This is a genomic window from Mesorhizobium sp. BHbdii, from assembly GCF_053848045.1.
Genome location: NZ_JBSPKX010000002.1, coordinates 803,665 through 822,508 on the forward strand (window position 1 = coordinate 803,665; position 18,844 = coordinate 822,508).

The 18,844-nt window shown below is 64.6% G+C and carries 17 protein-coding genes; 7 read left to right on the plus strand and 10 right to left on the minus strand.

Translation table 11 applies throughout. The annotated features are described in order from the left end of the window. Positions 1-9 precede the first annotated feature (9 nt). Together ACWTU8_RS16660 and tsaD are read right to left on the minus strand one after the other, a co-directional pair. Complete coding sequence (locus ACWTU8_RS16660; RefSeq protein ID WP_455848985.1) at positions 10-1,020, minus strand: NAD(P)H-dependent glycerol-3-phosphate dehydrogenase; 1,011 nt, start codon at positions 1,018-1,020, stop codon at positions 10-12. Then, on the minus strand, positions 1,017-2,102 hold the full coding sequence (gene tsaD, locus ACWTU8_RS16665) for a tRNA (adenosine(37)-N6)-threonylcarbamoyltransferase complex transferase subunit TsaD (protein ID WP_455849084.1): 1,086 nt from the start codon (positions 2,100-2,102) through the stop codon (positions 1,017-1,019). The genes ACWTU8_RS16660 and tsaD overlap by 4 nt, the downstream gene beginning before the upstream one ends. Positions 2,103-2,206: 104 nt before the next feature. Here tsaD and hemC point away from each other — a divergent pair, with 104 nt between their 5' ends. The 6 genes from hemC to ACWTU8_RS16695 all read left to right on the plus strand — a co-directional run bounded on the left by hemC (position 2,207) and on the right by ACWTU8_RS16695 (position 8,525). Beyond that, the gene (hemC, locus tag ACWTU8_RS16670; RefSeq protein WP_455848986.1) at positions 2,207-3,133 is read left to right on the plus strand and encodes a hydroxymethylbilane synthase; all 927 of its coding nucleotides are present in this window, start codon (positions 2,207-2,209) and stop codon (positions 3,131-3,133) included. A 1-nt stretch (position 3,134) separates the two neighbouring features. Next, positions 3,135-3,851, plus strand: a complete 717-nt coding sequence (locus ACWTU8_RS16675) for a uroporphyrinogen-III synthase (protein WP_455848987.1) — start codon at positions 3,135-3,137, stop codon at positions 3,849-3,851. Positions 3,852-4,163: 312 nt separating this feature from the next. Further along, the gene (locus tag ACWTU8_RS16680; protein ID WP_455848988.1) at positions 4,164-5,660 is read left to right on the plus strand and encodes a COG4223 family protein; all 1,497 of its coding nucleotides are present in this window, start codon (positions 4,164-4,166) and stop codon (positions 5,658-5,660) included. A 10-nt stretch (positions 5,661-5,670) separates the two neighbouring features. Then, on the plus strand, positions 5,671-7,272 hold the full coding sequence (locus ACWTU8_RS16685) for a heme biosynthesis HemY N-terminal domain-containing protein (RefSeq protein WP_455848989.1): 1,602 nt from the start codon (positions 5,671-5,673) through the stop codon (positions 7,270-7,272). Positions 7,273-7,317: 45 nt separating this feature from the next. Then, a complete protein-coding gene (locus ACWTU8_RS16690; RefSeq protein WP_455848990.1) occupies positions 7,318-7,797 on the plus strand; it encodes a tellurite resistance TerB family protein in 480 nt (159 codons plus the stop codon). Between the two features lie 11 nt (positions 7,798-7,808). Continuing rightward, positions 7,809-8,525, plus strand: a complete 717-nt coding sequence (locus tag ACWTU8_RS16695) for a glutamine amidotransferase (protein ID WP_455840854.1) — start codon at positions 7,809-7,811, stop codon at positions 8,523-8,525. A 250-nt stretch (positions 8,526-8,775) separates the two neighbouring features. On the opposite strand, the gene ACWTU8_RS16700 is transcribed toward ACWTU8_RS16695, so the two are convergent. Next, positions 8,776-9,591 carry an oxidoreductase gene (locus ACWTU8_RS16700; RefSeq protein WP_287336324.1) on the minus strand — a complete coding sequence of 272 codons (816 nt, stop codon included), beginning with the start codon at positions 9,589-9,591 and terminating at the stop codon, positions 8,776-8,778. Between the two features lie 89 nt (positions 9,592-9,680). Next, positions 9,681-10,037 carry a hypothetical protein gene (locus tag ACWTU8_RS16705; protein ID WP_455848991.1) on the minus strand — a complete coding sequence of 119 codons (357 nt, stop codon included), beginning with the start codon at positions 10,035-10,037 and terminating at the stop codon, positions 9,681-9,683. Positions 10,038-10,257: 220 nt separating this feature from the next. Here ACWTU8_RS16705 and ACWTU8_RS16710 point away from each other — a divergent pair, with 220 nt between their 5' ends. Next, positions 10,258-10,860, plus strand: coding sequence for a TetR/AcrR family transcriptional regulator (locus ACWTU8_RS16710; RefSeq protein ID WP_455848992.1), 603 nt, complete (start codon positions 10,258-10,260; stop codon positions 10,858-10,860). A 98-nt stretch (positions 10,861-10,958) separates the two neighbouring features. Here ACWTU8_RS16710 and ACWTU8_RS16715 read toward each other — a convergent pair whose 3' ends face one another. From ACWTU8_RS16715 to ACWTU8_RS16740, 6 genes are all read right to left on the minus strand, one after another. Further along, a complete protein-coding gene (locus ACWTU8_RS16715; protein ID WP_455848993.1) occupies positions 10,959-12,191 on the minus strand; it encodes an MFS transporter in 1,233 nt (410 codons plus the stop codon). A gap of 207 nt (positions 12,192-12,398) precedes the next feature. Then, complete coding sequence (locus ACWTU8_RS16720) at positions 12,399-12,860, minus strand: MucR family transcriptional regulator (protein WP_029349266.1); 462 nt, start codon at positions 12,858-12,860, stop codon at positions 12,399-12,401. A 147-nt stretch (positions 12,861-13,007) separates the two neighbouring features. Further along, positions 13,008-13,712, minus strand: coding sequence for an ROK family protein (locus ACWTU8_RS16725; RefSeq protein ID WP_455848994.1), 705 nt, complete (start codon positions 13,710-13,712; stop codon positions 13,008-13,010). A 17-nt stretch (positions 13,713-13,729) separates the two neighbouring features. Beyond that, entirely contained in the window at positions 13,730-15,106 is a 1,377-nt protein-coding gene (zwf, locus tag ACWTU8_RS16730; protein WP_455848995.1) for a glucose-6-phosphate dehydrogenase, read from the minus strand. A 16-nt stretch (positions 15,107-15,122) separates the two neighbouring features. Further along, positions 15,123-16,139, minus strand: coding sequence for a phosphogluconate dehydrogenase (NAD(+)-dependent, decarboxylating) (gnd, locus tag ACWTU8_RS16735; RefSeq protein WP_455848996.1), 1,017 nt, complete (start codon positions 16,137-16,139; stop codon positions 15,123-15,125). 118 nt (positions 16,140-16,257) lie between these two features. Further along, on the minus strand, positions 16,258-18,660 hold the full coding sequence (locus ACWTU8_RS16740) for a glucan 1,4-alpha-glucosidase (protein WP_455848997.1): 2,403 nt from the start codon (positions 18,658-18,660) through the stop codon (positions 16,258-16,260). Positions 18,661-18,844: the final 184 nt, after the last annotated feature.

The window sequence follows — 18,844 nt, forward strand, 5'->3', positions numbered from 1 at the left end:
TGTTCGAAATTACACGTCGGTTTCAGTCTTCAGCGGCCTTGTCATCAGCGCCGCGACAGCCTGGCGGATGGTGATCGTGCCGTCCAGTATGGCGGCAACGGCGGTGATGATCGGCGCATCGATCTTGCGCTCGGCGGCAATGCGGGCGGCGATCGCCGCCGTGGGCACGCCTTCGGCCAATGGCAGGCCGGCAAGTGCCTTGCCTTGTCCCAGCGCCAGCCCGTAGGCGAAATTGCGCGACTGGGCGGACGAGCAGGTGAGCAAAAGATCGCCGAGGCCGGAAAGTCCCATCAGCGTTTCCGGCCTGGCGCCGAAGGCAGCACCGATGCGGCGCAATTCGACGAAGCCGCGGGTCACCATGGCGGCCTGGGCGCTGGCGCCGAGCGCGGCGCCGGTGACGGCACCGGCGGCAATGGCGAAGACGTTCTTCAGCGCGCCGCCGATCTCGACGCCGATGAGATCGTCGCTCGAATAGCAGCGCAGGTTTTGCGCCGAGAAGCGGGCGGCAAGATCCGCCGCCAGATCCTCGTCGCGGGCGGCGACCACCACGGCCGTCGGCAGGCCCCTGGCGACGTCGGTGGCGAAGCTTGGGCCGGACAGGGCGGCGACCGGATTTTCAGGCAGGATCTCTCTAGCGATGGCCGACAGCAGCGCGCCGGTGTCGCGCTCGATGCCCTTGGCGCAGAGAACCAGCGGGGCGCCTTTCGGCATATGGGTTTTCGCGGTGGCCAGCATGGCGCGAAGCGACTGCGCCGGCGCCACCGCCAGAACGCAGTCGGCGCCGTCGAGCGCGGCCTCGATGTCGCTCGTTGCCACGATGCCGGCCTGGAGCGCGATGCCCGGCAGATAGCGCGGATTTTCGCCACGGTCGATCGCGGCGACGGTCTCCGGGTCGCGCGCGTAGAGGCGGACGAAATGACCGGCTCGCAGCATGGCCAGCGCCAGCGCCGTGCCCCAGGCACCGCCGCCGAGCACGGCAATGCGCCAACCGCTTGGCGCCTTGTGCCCGCTACCGGTCATGCCTTGGCTCCGCGCCGGCCCGAGCCGACCATCGGGGCAGAGATACTGTCCAGCGGCCAGCGCGAGCGCGGCACGAAATCGGCGGCGTTCTCACCCGCGATGCCGACGCGCAGCCGTTCGATGCCGGCCCAGGCGATCATCGCTGCATTGTCGGTGCAGAGTTTGAGCGGCGGTGCGACGAAAGCAAAGCCGGCTTTCTCGCATAGGGCTTCGAGTGTGGCCTTGATCGTCCGGTTGGCAGCGACGCCGCCGGCGACGACGAGCGCAGGCTCCATCTCGCCTGGAAACTCCTGACGGAATCGGTTCAGCGCCCTCGAAACACGATCGTCCAGCGCATCCGCCACCGCCGCCTGGAACGAGGCGCAAATGTCGGCGACGTCCTGTTCGCTCAACGGGGCAATGGCCGTTGCTGCCTGGCGCACGGCGGTCTTCAGCCCGGAAAAGGAGAAATCGGGCTGCGCCGATCCCTTCATCGGCCGCGGGAAGGCGAAGCGTGCGGCGTCGCCGGTCGCCGCCGCCTTCTCGACATTCGGCCCGCCGGGGTAGGGCAGGCCGAGCATCTTGGCGGTCTTGTCGAAGGCTTCGCCGAGCGCATCGTCGATGGTTGTCGCCCAGCGCTGATAGTCGCCAACGCCACGCACCGCGACGATCTGCGTGTGGCCGCCGGACACCAGCAGCAACAGGTAGGGAAAATCGAGCCCGTCGGTCAGCCGCGCGGTCAGCGCGTGGCCTTCGAGATGGTTGATGGCGATCAGCGGCTTGTTCGCCGCGGCGGCGATCGCCTTGGCCGTCATCAGCCCGACGATCAGCCCGCCGACCAGGCCGGGGCCGGCAGTCGCGGCAATCGCGTCGATGTCGGCGAGATCGACGCCCGAATCGGCGAGCGCTGCCTCGATGATGCCGTCCAGCGCCTCGACATGGGCGCGCGCGGCGATTTCCGGCACGACGCCGCCGAAGGCGGCATGCTCCTCGATCTGGCTGAGCACGATATCGGACAGGATTTTCGGCGCGCCGCCGCCGTCCAGCGCCACCACGCTCGCGGCGGTCTCGTCGCAACTCGTCTCAATGCCCAGAACGCGGATCAATTCGTCGCTATCCCTAGAGATTGTGCAACCAGTCTTTCCCCGTTAGGAGGAAGCCCGGAAAACGGCCTCAATCTGCCGGGGGTTATCACGGACGGCGCGCCATGCAAACAACCTTGAAAATCGGAACACGCGGCAGCCCGCTGGCGCTGGCGCAGGCGCATGAAACGCAGGCGCGACTGATGGCCGCGCACGGCATGCCGGTTGAGGCATTTGAAGTGGTCGTCATCTCGACCAGCGGCGACCGCATCCAGGACCGGCCGCTGTCGGAAGCCGGCGGCAAGGGCCTGTTCACCAAGGAGATCGAGGAAGCGCTGCTGGCGCGCCGTATCGACATCGCCGTGCATTCGTCGAAGGACATGCCGACGGTGTTGCCCGACGGGCTGGAACTTTCCGCCTTCCTGCCACGCGAGGACGCCCGCGACGCTTTCGTCGGCAAGGCGGCGAAAACGATCGCCGGATTGCCGCACGGCGCAAAGGTCGGTTCGTCGTCGCTGCGGCGCCAGGCGCTGATCCGGCGGATGCGGCCGGACCTCGACGTGGTGATGTTCCGCGGCAATGTGCAGACGCGGCTGCGCAAGCTCGACGAGGGCGTTGCCAACGGCACCATCCTTGCCTATGCCGGGCTGAAGCGGCTCGGGCTCGAAAATGTCATCACCGACCTGATGCCGCTCGACACCTTTCCGCCGGCGCCGGGGCAGGGCGCGATCTGCATCGAAAGTCGTATCGGCGACCTCGATGTGGAAAAGATGCTGACGGCAATCCATGATTTGCCGACCGGACAGGCGCTGGCCTGCGAACGCGCTTTCCTGGCAGCGCTCGACGGGTCGTGCCGCACGCCGATCGCCGGCCATGCGACGATATCGGGCGGAACGGTTGTCTTTGCCGGCCTGATAATCTCGCCGGACGGTACGCAGTCCCATGAGGTCAAGGCGGAAGGTCCGGTGCAGGATGCCGCCCACATCGGCGAGGATGCCGCCAGGACCGTACGGGCCAAGGCCGGCGAAAAATTCTTCGACGGCTGGGCCTGACATGGTTCGTGTCCTGGTGACGAGGCCGGAACCGGGCGCCTCGCGCACGGCGCAGCGGCTTTTGGACCAGGGTTTTCAGCCGATCCTGCTGCCATTGACCGAGACGGTCGCTCTGCCGGTCGATGCGGACGGGGTCGCAGACAATGCCGTGGCCGTTGCCGCCACCAGCGCCAATGCCGTGCGTCACGCGCCGAAGGAAATCATCGCAGCGCTCGCCGGCTTGCCCTGCCATGCCGTCGGTAAAAGGACCGCGGAAGCGGCCCACACTTCGGGATTCTTCTCCGTCAGCGAAGGCCCCGGCGATGCCCAGGCGCTGGCGGATGCGCTTGCCGGCGGCTACGCCGGACAGACCATCGTCTATCTGTGCGGGCGCGTACGGTTTCCGGGTTTCGAGCAGCGGCTGCAGGCGGCAGGCGTTCACGTCCGCGCCGTCGAGACCTATGACACCGTCGCGCGGGACTATTCCGACGAAGCCGTTCTTGCGCGCTTGTCCGGCCCGCCGGTCGCGGCGGTGCTGCTCTACTCGGCCAATGCGGCCACAGCGATGCAGGCACTGGCTGGCCGGCCGGCGCTGCTTGGCGTTTTTGAGAGGACGGTTTTTTTCGCTTTGTCGGCGCGCATTGCCGCGGTGTTGGACGATGTCGCCGGCGACAGGATCCGGATAGCGCCTGAGCCCAGTGAAGATGCGCTGCTGGGCCTTTTGCAGGCGCGGCGCTGACCGGCGCCTGCCGCTGCTTGCCTGCCCCGTCCCGGGCGTCAGCGCTGGGCGACTGCCTGGATCGGCATGTTTGTTCTTGCTTTGTGCCGGCAGCTGTGCTAACAATTGCTTGTCGTGCCCATTCGCGCCGACGACCCGCCGCCAAGGCGGGTTTTTTGTTTCTGATCTCCCTGAAGCGCAGACACGGGCCCTGCGGCGTCTCGCCAAAACCGACCCCGAAGCCACGGCGTCATCACGCCGCCCTTTTCATCGCTTGGTGATGTGCTAGACCCTTTCTGAACCATCCCGAAGCGAATTTTGTGGAGCCCAAGCATGGTCAAGACGCCGAAGATGCGGCATTCGAAAAGCCGTCGTGAGCCGGTGACCATCGAGCTCGAACCCGGCGCCGTCTCGCGCGTTGCCGACGAGGATGCCGCCAACGGGCGGACCGACGAGGCGAAGGCGGAGGAAGCGGCAAACGCGTCGCAGCCGGAAGCGCCTGATGAACCCGTGCATGCCGATCAGACCGACATCGAGCCGTGGGAACATGCCGACGCGGCCCCGCCGGCCGGCTCGGAAGAGCCGGCAGAGGGTGGCGCCAAAGGTGCCGAAGGACCCAAACCGACTTATCCGGCCGGCTCGGAGGCGTCGGCGAGCCGGGCCTTCGACTACAGTTTCGACGACGCATCCGCCGAAGCCAGCGGGACGGGGACCAGCAGCGGGACCGATGAAGCGCCGAAAGAAACCCAGACAGGGAATGAATACATGGCGCAGCCGAAGCGTGGCGGCATCAACGGCATCGCTGCCGGCATTATCGGCGGCGTCATCGCACTCGCCGCCGCCGGAGGGCTGCAGTTTGCCGGCTTGCTCGGCGCGCCAGGGGCTGGCGATGCCTCCTCGGGCGGCGTATCGCTCGATGGCATCAATGGCGAAATCGCTTCGCTAAAGAGCGAGATCGCCGGGCTCAAGGACACAGGCGGCAACAATGATGCGTCGGCCAAGGTGGACGGGCTGTCGTCGGCCCTGGATCAGGTCAAGACGGATGTCGCTGCGCTGAAATCGGCGGTCGAGCAGGGTGGAGCAGGCGACAGTGCCGGGCTTGCAGCCCTTGGCGACAAGGTCAGGCAGATCGAGACGGAGATTGCGGCTCTTGGCCAGACCGGCAATACGGCGCCGGTCGATCTCGGCCCGCTCAACGAAAAGCTGGTCGGGCTCGACGCACTGGTGAAATCCGCCGGCGAGACGGCGAAAGCGCAGGAGGGCCGGCTTGCGGCGCTGGAACAATCCGTGTCGCAGCTTTCCGGCAAGCTCGAGGCACAGGCAGCGCAACCGAAGATCGCGCTCGCCATTGCCGCATCGGCGCTGAAGGCAGCACTCGACCGCGGTGCGCCTTTCGCGGCCGAACTCGAAACCTTTGCGGCGATTTCACCCGATGCGCCGGAGCTCGCGACCTTGCGTAGCTACGCCGAGAAGGGCGTTCCGACCCGGGCTGAGATCGCCGCCGAAATGCCCGCCGCGGCCAATGCCATGGTCGCTGCCTCGGAGCCCGTCGACCAGAATGCCGGCTTCCTGCAAAACCTGTTGTCGAGCGCCGAATCGCTGGTCAAGGTCCGGCCGATCGGCGCCGTCGAAGGCGCCGGGGCGCCGGAAACCGTCGCGCGTATGGAGGTGGCGGTCAACCAGGGCGACTACGCCAAGGCGCTCAGCGAATACGACACACTGCCCGAGGCGGCCAAGGCCGCCGGCGCCGAATTTGCCGGCAAACTGAAGGCGCGGACCGAAGTCGAGACGCAGATTGAGGCGCTGATCGCCAGTGCGATGAAGGCGTGAGGAAAACCCGATGATTCGCATTCTGCTTTTCCTCGCCGTCGTTTTCGTGCTCGGGCTGGGTTTCGCCTGGCTGGCCGACCGGCCGGGCGAGATGGTCGTCACCTTCAGCGGCTATCAATACCAGGTCAGCCTGATGGTGGCGGCGGTGGCGGTTGTCGCCGTGGTCGCCGCGCTGATGATCGTCTGGTGGCTGCTCAAGGCGCTGTGGAACAGCCCCTACACCATATCGCGCTATTTCCGCGTGCGCCGTCGCGACCGTGGCTATCAGGCGCTGTCGACCGGCATGATCGCCGCCGGCGCCGGTGACGGAGCGCTCGCCCGCAAGAAGACCAAGGAAGCGGCAAAGCTCATTCGCTCCGACCAGGAGCCGCTGATCCACCTGCTCGAGGCGCAAGCCTCGCTGCTCGAAGGCGACCATGAGGGTGCCCGCGAAAAGTTCGAGACCATGCTCGACGATCCCGAAATGCGGCTGCTCGGCCTGCGCGGGCTCTACCTCGAGGCCGAGCGCCTCGGCGACCGCGACGCGGCGCGGCACTATGCCGGCCGCGCCGCCGCGATGGCGCCGCAGCTGGCCTGGGCCGCCGAATCGACGCTGGAAGATCTGACCGGGCGCGGCGACTGGGACGGCGCGCTGAAACTGGTCGAGGCGCAGAAATCGACGCGCCAGATCGAACGCGACGCCGCCAACCGACGTCGCGCCGTGCTGCTCACTGCCAAGGCGCAGGCGCTGATCGACAGCGATCCCAATGCCGCCAAAACCGCTGCTCTCGAGGCCAACCGGCTGCGGCCGGATTTCGCGCCGGCGGCGGTGATCGCAGCCAAACTGCTGTTCAGACAGAATGATGTGCGCAAGGGCGCGAAGATACTGGAAGCGGCGTGGAAAGCCGAGCCGCATCCGGAGATCGCGCAGCTTTACACCCACGCCCGGCCAGGCGATGCCGTGCTCGACCGCCTGAACCGGGCGAAGAAGCTGCAGGAGATGAAGAAGAACCACGCCGAATCATCGCTGGCGGTGGCACGCGCCGCACTCGACGCGCAGGACTTTTCAACCGCCCGCAAAGAGGCCGAGGCAGCCATACGCATGGATCGCCGCGAAGGCGCCTATCTGCTTCTGGCCGACATTGAGGAGGCCGAGACCGGCGATCAGGGCAAGATTCGGCAACTTTTGTCCAAGGCAGTGCGTGCACCGCGCGATCCGGCCTGGGTTGCCGACAGCGTCGTCTCCGAACGCTGGGCGCCGGTGTCGCCGATCACCGGCAAGCTTGACGCCTTTGAGTGGCGGGCGCCGATGGAGCGGCTCGGCCAGCTCATCGACAGTGATGAGGACGCGCCGGACGCCGTAGTGCCGACGATTGCGGCGCCCATCGAGCCGGCAAAAGAAAATGTGATCGAGCTGAACCCCGCTGGTTCGGCCGAAAGACCGACCACCGCGGCGGCCTCGGAAAGTGGCGAAGACGATGTTGCGCCGGTCAACGCCACGGCGTTTGCCGCGGTGCCGCCGGATGCCGAAGCTGTCGAACCGGCGGAGGAACTGGCCCGGCTGCCCGACGATCCCGGCGTCGATCCGGACGACCAAGACCAAAAATCACCACGCAAGTTTCGATTGTTTTGATTCGGCTGAGCTTGATAGTTTTGGCCGATGGGAAGTAGGAATCACATGTTCGAACGCTTTCTGTCGTTTATGAAGGACCTGCCGGCAGCTGGCAGCGCCCGCAACAACGCCGATGATCCGCGCATTGCCGCTTCCGCCCTTCTCTACCATGTGATGAGTGCCGACGGCGTGCGTCAGGATGCCGAATGGGAGCGGTTCAAGGCGGTGCTGGCGGAAAGCTATTCGATCGGCGGCGACGAGCTCGACGCGCTTGCCGCTGCCGGCGAGCGGGCCGACAATGAGGCGATCGACCTCTACGCCTTCACCAGTGTTTTGAAGCGTCAGCTCGATCCGGACGCGCGAAAAGCCTTCATCGGCCTGATGTGGCAGATTGTCTATGCCGATGGCGAATTGCACGAACTCGAGGACAATATCGTCTGGCGGGTCGCCGAGCTGATGGATGTCGAACGCCACGACCGCGTCGAGGCACGCCGCAAGGCGGCCGCCGAAGCGCCGGATGCTACTGGAACGTCGAGCGACGAATAGACAGGATACCCATGCCATCCACGCCGAGGCCGAGACCAAAAATCCTGATCGTGCTGCATCAGGAGAGTTCGAGCCCCGGGCGCGTCGGCCACATGCTTATCGAAGAGGGGTTCGACCTCGATCTCCGCTGCCCGCCGCTCGGCGACGCCTTGCCGGAAACACTGGACGGTCATGCCGGAACCGTGGTGTTCGGCGGACCGATGAGCGCCAATGACGAGGACGACTTCGTCCGCCGCGAGACCGACTGGCTGAAAGTTCCGCTCCGGGAGAACCGGCCGTTGCTCGGCATCTGCCTCGGCGCGCAGATGCTGGTCAAACATCTTGGCGGCAAGGTCGAGGGGCATGGCGAGGGGCTGGTCGAGATCGGCTGGTATCCGCTGAAAGCGACGGAGGATGGCAGGAAGCTGATGCGCTGGCCTGAGATGGTCTACCAGTTTCACCGCGAGGGCTTCTCGCTGCCGAAGGATGCGACGCTGCTGGCGACGGCCGAAACCTATCCCAACCAGGCCTTTCGTTATGGCGACAATGCCTGGGGCATCCAGTTCCATGGCGAATTGACCAGGGCGATGATGCAGCGCTGGGTCGTTCGCGGCGCGCATCGCTTCGAACTGCCCGGCGCGCAGCCCGGCCGCGACCATCTCGGCGGCCGGCTAATCTGGGACATGCATCTGAAGCGCTGGCTCGGCGAATTCCTGCAGACGATCTTCGGTAAGCCCGCGCTGTCCTGATCTAGTTTTGCGTCTATAAACGCAAACTCCTGATCTAATTTTGTTTCGCCGTTTTTGGGGACGAGGCGCTGCGGCTTCAGGTGTCCGGAGTCGTGCCACCGATTCCAAGTCCCGCCACCGCCGGAGCCGACAATGCGCCAAGAGTTTCGTCAGCCCACCGGACGGCAAGGTCTGCCTGCCGAAGCGGTGAACCGAGCGACAGCAGCCTGGCTTGCCGGTTCGACCGAAGCAGCAGTCGTTGACGGGGACGTCAGACCGGCAGCCCATTTTGCTTACGCAGGCTTTTGTCGAATGCCGATGCCGGGACGAAACGGCGCAGGAAACTGACCTGGCGCGCCATTTTTCCCGCCGGATAGCGCCTCTTAGGAGCGGGATCGGTCGCAGCCGCCAATACGGTCTTGGCTACCACTTCGGGCGCATCGCCTTTTTCCATCGCCTTCCGCACGGCTACATTCATGCCAGCGCGCGCAGAGTCATAGATATCAAGCAACTGATCCGGCCTGGCGAGATTGTCTTCGAATAACGTACGGGTATAGGCGGGCTCGACCAGCACGACGCGAACTCCGAACGGGCGCAGTTCGTGGTCGAGCGATTCGGAATAGCCTTCAATGGCATGTTTGGTCGACGCATAAAGCGCGAAATAGGGCGCTGGGATGAAACCCTGCACCGAGCTCAAATTGACGATCCTGCCCTTTCCTTGGCGGCGCATTGTCGGCAACACCGCGTTGGTCACGCGGAAAACGCCGAAGACGTTCACGTCGAACAACGACTGAGCCTGGGCCATGGAGGACTCTTCCGCGCCGCCAAGCAGACCCATGCCGGCATTGTTGACGAGCAGATCAATACGCCCGGCCTCGGCCAGAACGTCATCGACCAGTTTCGCCACGGACGCGTCATCGGTGACGTCGCAGGTCAGCATGGTAATGCCGTCGGATCGTTCGGCGACCGCGCGACGGCTGGTTCCGAACACGCGAAAGCCGGCATTCTGCAGGGCTTTGGCCGTTGCGTGGCCGATGCCGGTGGATGCGCCCGTCACCAGGGCGACGCCAAGATTGGTCTTGTTCATGGAAATCGCTTTCTTTGTGCTGGATTACCGGCTGCAGGCGTGCGCACAAATGGAGATGTGGCGCACGCCCCGGCGACCTAGGGAAGCCATTACTCGGCAATGGCCCCAGTTTTCTGGTCGGACACCGATCCCACCTCGGTGACGGTAAGCTTGTCGCCCGAGCGCGACATCTCGAGGCTTTGGTCAGGTTCGCCCAATTTTCCCGGCACCGATATGGTGGCCGACTGGCCTTCGGCGAGGGTGGCCGAGAAGCGCACCGGAGCCCCGGCCTCACCATCCGCCATCGTTGCGATCACCCGATAGCCGTCATTGTCGTTGGTGTAGTAGAGGACGCCATGAAGGCCGCCGATACGGATACTCTCCCCCGCCATGGCCGACAGCTCACCGGCATGCAGCGGAGACGCGGCCAGGCCGAATGCCACCACACCACCGATGAGGTTGATCATCGCGAGGCTCCGTTTGGACTGTGCCGCTCTCGGCCGGTCCGGGAGGGCAGGATGCGCCGATTGCGCGCGCTGATGAGTAAGGGCGAGGCGGGTTCCGACTTCATTTGCAACGGTGTTCATAGCAGGCTCCAATGTTGACAGCGTTAACTTCCAGGCATTGACATAAGCCCGAAAGTAGGCAATGTCAACAATGTTTCTGATGATAACTTTGTGAGCCAGCATGCAAGAAGCCACCGATCGTCCCTACCACCACGGAAATCTGAGGTACGCGATCATCGAGACCGCCATGGCCATGCTGCACGAGGAAAAGGGCTGGCAGTTCACTCTGAGGGAAGTGGCGCGCCGTGCCGGCGTCAGCCATGCCGCTCCCTACAAGCACTTTCCGGACAAGGCCGCCCTGCTTGCCGAAATGGCGCTGCTGGGATTCGACAGGCTGCATGAGGCGATGACGACGGCAAAGCCAAGAGGGGCAAATTCCTGGCGGGACGAATTTCTCGCCGTCGGCCGGGCCTATGTTCGGTTTGGAACCTCAAATCCGGGTCTCTACCAGCTCATGTTCAGCGCGGAGGCCGGCAAGGCAGCGGACGTGCATCTGAGCGAGAGGGCGCTCGCTGTGTTTGGCGTGGTGATCGCATTGCTGGATCGGGGCGAGGCCGAGGGCGTGCTGCGCAAGCGCGACGTGCGGGGTCGCGCGGCAGCCTGTTGGGCGCAAGTCCATGGCATCACCATGTTGACCATGGAAGGTTTGTTCCAACTCGAAAAAGTCGGCCCAAATCCCCTGGACGCCGCCCTCCTCACGCTGCTCGAAGGTCTGGAGAACTGACTATTTATGGTTGGGAGCTGCTGGAAAGCGGCGCTACGTGGCAAGCGCGGGGTCATTCGGGACTCGCGGTCCCGTACCTCGGATCAGTCTGCCCCGGATCAGTTTCGCCCGTTGAGGTGGCGCACCTTGCGCAACTGCGGGAACAGCACCGCCCACAGCCCGGCGACAACGACTGCGCCGACGCCGCCAATCACCACCGCGGGCACGGTGCCGATCAATGCCGCCATGGTACCCGCGCGGAATTCGCCGAGCTCGTTGGAGGCGCCGACGAAAACCTGATTGACGGCGTTGACGCGGCCGCGAACCTTGTCCGGCGTCCACAGCTGGATCAGCGTCTCGCGGATGTAGACGCTGAACATATCGGCGGCGCCGAGCAAGGCGAGCGCTGCGATCGACAACCAGGTGATGATGGAGAGGCCGAACAGCACGGTAAAGGCGCCGAACAGCGCGACGAAGCCGAGCATGACCACGCCGGCATGATTGCGGATCGGATGTCCGGCCAGCCAGATGGCAACGCAGATGGCGCCGATCCCCGGCGCCGAACGCAACATTCCCAAGCCCCATGGGCCGAGTTCGAGGATGTCGCGCGCATAGACCGGCAGCAGTGCCGTGGCGCCGGACAAAAGCACGGCGAACAAATCGAGCGAAATGGCGCCGAGCACAATCTTTTCGTTCCAGATATAGCCGAAGCCGGCAAACAGGGTCTGCATCGTCGGCCTATCGGTCTCGCTGCGCTGGGCAGGCTTCGGGATGCTGAAGACCAGCACTGCGGCGACAAACATCAGAACGGCTGCGGTGCCGTATGCCGCTTCCGCCGAAAGCCCGTAGAGCAGGCCGCCGGCGACCGGTCCGACGATGGTCGCCGTCTGCCAGGCTGACGAATTCCAGGCGATCGCGTTGCCGAAATCCTCTGGCGGCACGAGGTTGGCGAACAGCGACGCCGCGGCCGGTCCGAAGAAGGCGCGCGCGATGCCGAACATGGCGAGCACGCCGAAGATCAACCCCGGCCCGCTAAGGCCGCGCAGCGTCAGCAGCAGCAGCGCCAACGCGCAGATCGCCTCCAGCAGCGCCGTCAGCGCCATGATCAGCCGGCGGCCGAAACGGTCGGCGACCACCCCGGTGACGAGCACCAGCAGCAGCGAAGGCAGGAACTGGACAATGCCGACAAGTCCGAGATCGAACGGATCGCGGGTCAGGTCGTACACCTGCCAGCCGACGGCGACGGATACGATCTGGGTGGCGAATGTGGAGAGGAAGCGCGCCGCCCAATAGCTCAGGAAGGGTTTGTGGCGGAAGGCGGCATAGCGCGATGCATCGGGTTCCGATGTCATTTGTGAATGGCCCCGGGCGCTGGTCCGACCACAGCGCTTTTAGCGCGGTTCGGTGCGGGGCGCGCGCAAAAATCGGCTCTGGATCAAAGATTTCGCGCTACCATGCTAATTGTAAATGGCGGAGGTGGAGAGGTTATTTTGGCGCACAGGTCGAGGTCCTTCGCGCCAATCTTCGAGGCTTCCATTTGCCGGGCTTCGAATGACGTGTCAGACCGTGGCCTTGGGCTTCCTGGTCTTCTTGACCGGCGCCGGCGGGGCGGCCTTGCGGCCAAGACCGATCGCCTTCGCCAACTGCGAGCGCGAGGCCGCGTAGGTGGGGGCAACCATCGGATAGTCGGCCGGCAAGCCCCATTTGGCGCGGTAGGCATCCGGCGTCAGCCCGAAATGAACGCCAATATGGCGCTTCAGGGATTTGAACTTCTTGCCGTCTTCGAGGCAGATGATGTAGTCCGGCGTCACCGATTTCTTGGGATTGACCGCCGGAATCAGCGGCGCTGCCACCGGAGCGGCGGGTTGTCCGAGCCCACCTATCGACGCGCTGACGCTGGCGATGAGATCGCCGAGGCCGGAAGCGGGCAAGCGGTTCTTCTCGACGTAAGCGGACACGATGTGAGCGGTCAGCTCGAGAAGGTCAATGTCCTTGCGGGCTTTGTTGCTGTCGTCGGTCAATCTATTTTCTCCGTTAGTGGGGTCGCAGAATTCCTAGTCGGCAAATCTGCGTAACGCAATGACGGCGCACCACGCCACACATTATTTTGAATAACAATACTAACGGCTGGGCCAGATCAACAGGTCTGGCCCTAAACCCCCATAATATCAGACGATCAGGGATTTGTCGCGCCACAGTCGAAATCCACCTTCGAAGGCGCGTGTGTTGTCGCCGCGCCTGCAACCGGCAGGCAATTCGTCCAGTTTGTCGACATTGCCGCCGCCGATGACCACATAGTCAGGCTGCATGGCGGCGCGCAGCCGCTCGACGACGTCGAACACGTGTTTGCGCCATTTCTTCTTGCCGCGCTTTTCAAGGCTGCGTTCGCCGACATAATCCTCGAAACTGCCGCCCTTCTTGTAGGGAAGATGCGCGAGTTCCATCGGCTGGGCGACATTGTCCACGATCATCGCAGCACCGAGCCCCGTCCCGAGGCCGAGGAACAGCATCCGCCGGCCTTCGTAACTGCCGACGGCCTGCATCAGCGCGTCGTTGACCACCTTTACCGGCTTGCCGAACTGCGCTGCGAAGTCGCATCCGACCCAGCCCTTGCCGAGATTGGCGGGGTCGGTCAGCGGCCTGTTGTGGTGCACCGGGCCGGGATAACCCATCGAGATGACGTCGTAGGGCAAACCGTCGGCGAGCGTCTGCACGGCCGCGATCATCTGCTGCGGCGTCAGGCCGGGTCCGGAATCTGTTCTGCGCTCCTCGCCGCCGGCGCTGGTGAGGATCTTGACATGGGAGCCGCCAATATCGATCGCAAGTACGATCTTCTCGCTGTCCGGTGCAGGCTTTTTCGCCGCTTTGGCCATTGCGTCGCCTCTCGAGTTCATTTCGCCGGATTGATCCAGCCGTTCGGCGGTCCGAACCCGGCCATCGCATCGGCGGGCCCCCATGTCCCCGGCTCATAGAGATGAGGCGGCGTGGTGTCGCCGAGCACCGGGCCGACGATTCGCCAGGCGAGTTCGCTGGCGTCCTGGCGGGTGAACAACTGGCCGTTGCCGTTCATCGCGTCGCCGATCAGCCGCTCATAGGGCGGCATGTCGCCCTTGCTGTCGTCGAGCGCGGTGAGTTCGACCTGCTCGCCGATCATGTCGTCACCGGCAGCCTTGCGCTGGGCGCCGATCGAGATCGCCACCTGCGGGTCGATGCGGAAGCGCACGTAGTTGGCATCCTCAGGCTTGATAGGGTCGAAGACAGCAAGCGGCGGCCGCTTCAGCCGGACGATGACCTCAGTGGCGTGCACCGGCATTGATTTGCCGGCGCGGATGAAAAAGGGCACGTCCTGCCAGCGCCAGGTGTCGACGAAAAACCGCACCGCCGCAAAGGTCTCGACCGGCGAATTCGGCGCGACGCCCGGCTCGCGGAGATAGCCCTTGAATTGGCCGCGCACGACATCGTCCTTGGTCAGCGTCCGGATCGCCCGCAGCACCTGCACCTTCTCGTCGATCAGATCGTCGGCCGAGCGGCCAACGGGCGGCTCCATGGCAAGCAGCAGCAGGATGTTGAGCAGATGGTTCTCGATGACGTCGCGGATGCAGCCGACCTCGTCATAGAAGCGGCCGCGGCCTTCGACGCCGAAATCCTCGGCCATGGTGATCTGCACGCTCTCGACGAAATTGCGGTTCCAGATCGGCTCGAGAAAAGAATTGGCGAAGCGAAAATAGAGCAGGTTCTGGATCGCCTCCTTGCCGAGATAATGGTCGATGCGAAAGATCGACTGCTCTTCGAATACCAGGTGCAGGACCCGGTTCAACCAGCGCGCCGATTGCAGATCGTGGCCGAAAGGCTTTTCCACCATCAGGCGCGCGCCCTGGGCCGCGCTCGACTGTTCCAGCCCCTGGATGACCGTCTCGAACATGGTCGGCGGCACCGCCAGATAATGCAGCGGGTGCTGTGCGGTTCCCAGCGCGCTTTTCAGCTTCTCGAAGGTCGCGGCGCTACGGTAGTCGCCGCTGACATAACGAAGCAGCGACGCAAGTTTCGCGAAGATCTTTTCGTCGACCTTGCCGATGGCCTTGACGATGCCGTCGCGGGCGCGCGCCTGCAACTGCTTCACGTCCCAGGCGTCGAAAGCGACGCCGATCACCGGCTCCGTCAACGTTCCCTTGGCGACCATGGTGTAAAGTGCCGGGAATATCTTCTTGTGGGCGAGATCGCCGGTCGCCCCGAAAAGCACCAGCGTGTCGGACCGTTCCTGGTTCATGAGCGTGCCTTCCCTGTCACGAGCCGGTCTTCGGCTTTTCGACATGGCCGCCAAAGGCATAGCGCATGGCGGACAGCAGCTTGTCGGCGAATTCGGATTCGCCTTGCGAGGAGAAGCGGTCGAACAGGGCCGAGGACAGAACCGGCGCCGGCACGCCGGTGTCGATCGCCGCCTTCAAGGTCCAGCGGCCTTCGCCTGAATCCGAGACTCGTCCGCCGAACTGCGTCAGCGCCGAGTCGGCCTTCAACGCGCCGGCTGTGAGGTCGAGCAGCCAGGAGCCGATGACGCTGCCATGCCGCCAGACCTCGGCCACCTCTGCGATATCGATGTCGAACTGGTAGTATTGCGGGTTTTCCAATGGACTGGTTTCAGCGTCGGCCGTCCGCTGTCTCTTGCCCGCATTTGCCGACTTCAAAATGTTCATGCCCTCGGCATAGGCGGCCATGACGCCGTATTCGATGCCGTTGTGGACCATCTTGACGAAATGGCCGGCGCCGCTCGGTCCGCAGTGGAGATAGCCGAAGGGGGCGGTTCCTGCAGCCTTCCCAGGGGCCGGCACCCCGGCATCGGCGCCGGGGGCCAGTGTCGCGAAGACCGGGTCGAGATGCTGGACCGCGCTGTCAGGGCCGCCGATCATCAGGCAATAGCCGCGTTCGAGGCCCCAGACGCCGCCGCTGGTGCCGACATCGACGTAGTTCAAGCCTTTCAATGCCAGGCGCGCTGCGTGGTCGACAGCCTCGTGATAATAGGAATTGCCGCCGTCGACGATGATGTCGCCCGGCTCCATAAGGTCGGCCACCTGGTCGACGATCCGGCTGGTGATGGCCGCCGGTAGCATCAGCCAGGCGGTGCGCGGCTTGGTCAGCTTGCCGACGAACTCCTCCATCGAGGCCGCTCCGATCGCACCAGCCGTCACAAGGGCGGCGACGCTGGCCGGGTTGATGTCGTAGACCACGCATTCGTGGCCATCGCGCAGCAGGCGCCGCACCATGTTGGCGCCCATCCTGCCCAGTCCCATCATTCCGATCTGCATGTTTCTCGTCCTGGTTCTTGAGGGATAGAAGATCTACGGGCTCTGTCGTTGGAGCATGATCTTTTCCGAAACCGGTCTCCACTTGTTGCTACGCTGACCTTCGGTTCGGGATCATGCTCTAGTCCGGCTCGCCGATGCCGACGGAAAAGTCGACATTCTCCCAACGGCCGGCATCGGACCAGAAAAAAGTAAAGACGATCGTATTGCCCGGCGAAACATCGGCAACGGGCAGGTCCGTAAAATGGATGCCGAAGGCATTCTCGATCGTCGCGGCATCATGGGCGGTCGCCCAATCGTCGCTGCTCCAATGCACCACCGCCCGCGCCAGCAGCTCGACGCGCAGCATCTTGCCGGCGGGCATAGTGCGGGCCTTGTTGTTGAAGCGCCATGTCCGTCGCGGCGCCACGCTACTGTCATCAATGTAGCGCTTCACGCCTTGCGGCGGTATGTCGAAGACCGCGCCGTCACTGAGCGAACGCAGCAGCTTGATGTGCTCCGAATGCGCCCAGACCAGCGGCATGGCGCTGCCCGATGGTCGGCCGTGCCACAGCTCGCGTTCCGGCATGTCGGGACCATCCCAGACCTGCTCCGGCAGCAGGCCGCCAGCCCCGGCCGAGCCTTCAAACGTCTTCAGCAGGCTCGCTGCTTTGTCCTTGCGGCCCGCCGCCAGTTCGTAATGGGCGCGCTCGCCGACCAGCAGCGGCCAGGGCCGACCCCGGCCGGTTCCATCGAAAGGCGCGCCGTCAGCATGTTCGCCATAGCCGTCGCCGGTATAACGATACCAGACGGGCCCCTGCGGCAGGTCGCAACGCAGCCGCGCGTCGATGACCTTGACGGTGTCGACGATGCGCGGATCGCCGGCAGCCCTGAGGCCGAAGCGGACAAGCGCCAGCGCATCCGGGCTGACGATCGCCTCGGCCGGCCGGTCGGTATCGCCGGGCGGCCGGTTCTTGATCGGCACATAGCCGTCTTTCGGCGACGCCGCGCCGGCGGTGTCGGGCGGCGCGATGCGGACGTAGTAGCCCGCGACGCCGACCTCTTCGCCGAGTGGAGTGCCGGTGACATAGGTCCAGCGCTCGATCTGGTCGTTCCAGACATCGGCGGTTTCACGCAAATAGTTTGCCGGCTCTTCTTTGCCGCAAACGTCGAACATGTCGGCCGCGGCGAGCAGTGCTGCGATCTCGACGGCGAGGGTGAACGGACTGTAGCCGGCATCCTCTTCCCAGCGGTCTTCGCCGGTGACGGGACCGTTGCGCACGACATAGGATGCGGCGCGCTCGATCATCGGCATGAAGGAGAGCAACGCGGCGTCTGCCAGGTGCCCTGCGCGGCGGAGCGCGTCGGCGAGCAGCAATGGAAAGGCGCATTCGTCCATCTGGATGCCGGGCCAATAGGCTGATCCGTCGAGCCAGGCGTTCTGCGGCCAATGCCCATTCGGCTGCTGGATAGCGCGGAGATAGGCGAGGATCTCAAGCGCTTGCGTCGGGTCGCCGGCGGCCAGGAAGCCGCCCGCGGTTTCGACCAGATCGCGCGGCCAGACCAGATGATAGCCGCCGAGATCGTCGTCGCCCATGCTGAAGCCCCATGGGATCGACAGGCTGGCGACGGCTGCTCCGTCGGACGACCGGTGCGTCGCCAGAACCGCTGTGCTGACGCGGTAGGTGTTGATCCCTGCTACATGCCGGTCCAGCGGCAGCAAGCCAGCCTGCCAATCCCGCCATTTCTTGACATAGGGTTTGGCTGCGGGCTCAAAACCCCGCTTCAGGCTGGCCGAGGCATTTTCCGCCGCCTCTTGCGGCGTCGTTCCGAAACCCAGGGCCAGCAAGGCCTTTGGGTTCACAGCCGAAAAGCCGATCTCTCCGGTCAGCGCGACATTGCCGTCCTCGGCCCTGCGGCAGGCCGGGTCGAGCCGGCCGTCACGACGCAGTTGCTGCCAGCCGTCGGAGACACCGACATAGCCGGCCGAGCATGCTCCCCAAGGCAGCGACGAGGCGAGCGCCAGGCAGACGCGACGCCCGGACGCAAACAGGACAGGCCTTCCCTCGTAGTCGCCGACCCAGGCGGTGTTGCCCATGCCGGCGTTGACCAGGTGCGGTGCCAGCAGTGCGTAGACGCGGTGGTCGGCAACCGGGCCTCTCAGCAGCGTGAAGCTGATTTCCTGCAGCAAAACGGGGCGTTCCGGATCCGTAGTGATCCGCTTTTCGATCCGGTAGGTGCCATCGGCGGCGGTGTTGACCAGCCTGTAGGCGGGCACTCCATCCTCGAACGGCTCGACGCTGTGCACGGCATCGCGCTTTTCTTCCGAGAAATAGCCGCCGGGGCCGGTGACGACCAGCCCCATGTCGCGGGTGCAGGCGCTGTCGAGGCTGGGATAATAGACCTCGTTGAGAATGCCGTGGCTGATCGTGAACCAGATAGGGCAGGCCGGTGAAAGCGCGGTTCCGACGCCGCTCTTGGCGCTCGACGTCCAGCGCGCCGGAATGCCGGGTGCACCCGGGGCAAGGTTTGGCGTCGCTGCCATTCAATCGGTCTCCAGTGCCATCCCTAGACTAGGAGCCGAACCCGTTTCAATCATTGCACCGCAAGTTGATCGTCGGGACGGATTGCTGTTGACAGCTTGCTGCCTATCTGCATTTGTCTGATAATAGATAAAAAACAACGTCGCGAACGTATCAGCCATCAGTAAGACCATCAATCCATGGGAG

Excerpts from the sequence above, each read along its gene's own strand:
- ACWTU8_RS16685 (WP_455848989.1), top strand. The coding sequence starts at position 5,671 with ATGATTCGCATTCTGCTTTTCCTCGCCGTCGTTTTCGTGCTCGGGCTG.
- ACWTU8_RS16700 (WP_287336324.1), bottom strand. The coding sequence starts at position 9,591 with ATGAACAAGACCAATCTTGGCGTCGCCCTGGTGACGGGCGCATCCACC.
- zwf (WP_455848995.1), bottom strand. The coding sequence starts at position 15,106 with ATGAACCAGGAACGGTCCGACACGCTGGTGCTTTTCGGGGCGACCGGC.
- ACWTU8_RS16695 (WP_455840854.1), top strand. The coding sequence starts at position 7,809 with ATGCCATCCACGCCGAGGCCGAGACCAAAAATCCTGATCGTGCTGCAT.
- hemC (WP_455848986.1), top strand. The coding sequence starts at position 2,207 with ATGCAAACAACCTTGAAAATCGGAACACGCGGCAGCCCGCTGGCGCTG.
- ACWTU8_RS16715 (WP_455848993.1), bottom strand. The coding sequence starts at position 12,191 with ATGACATCGGAACCCGATGCATCGCGCTATGCCGCCTTCCGCCACAAA.
- ACWTU8_RS16740 (WP_455848997.1), bottom strand. The coding sequence starts at position 18,660 with ATGGCAGCGACGCCAAACCTTGCCCCGGGTGCACCCGGCATTCCGGCG.
- ACWTU8_RS16675 (WP_455848987.1), top strand. The coding sequence starts at position 3,135 with ATGGTTCGTGTCCTGGTGACGAGGCCGGAACCGGGCGCCTCGCGCACG.
- ACWTU8_RS16690 (WP_455848990.1), top strand. The coding sequence starts at position 7,318 with ATGTTCGAACGCTTTCTGTCGTTTATGAAGGACCTGCCGGCAGCTGGC.
- ACWTU8_RS16680 (WP_455848988.1), top strand. The coding sequence starts at position 4,164 with ATGGTCAAGACGCCGAAGATGCGGCATTCGAAAAGCCGTCGTGAGCCG.
- gnd (WP_455848996.1), bottom strand. The coding sequence starts at position 16,139 with ATGCAGATCGGAATGATGGGACTGGGCAGGATGGGCGCCAACATGGTG.
- ACWTU8_RS16660 (WP_455848985.1), bottom strand. The coding sequence starts at position 1,020 with ATGACCGGTAGCGGGCACAAGGCGCCAAGCGGTTGGCGCATTGCCGTG.
- ACWTU8_RS16710 (WP_455848992.1), top strand. The coding sequence starts at position 10,258 with ATGCAAGAAGCCACCGATCGTCCCTACCACCACGGAAATCTGAGGTAC.
- ACWTU8_RS16725 (WP_455848994.1), bottom strand. The coding sequence starts at position 13,712 with ATGGCCAAAGCGGCGAAAAAGCCTGCACCGGACAGCGAGAAGATCGTA.
- ACWTU8_RS16705 (WP_455848991.1), bottom strand. The coding sequence starts at position 10,037 with ATGATCAACCTCATCGGTGGTGTGGTGGCATTCGGCCTGGCCGCGTCT.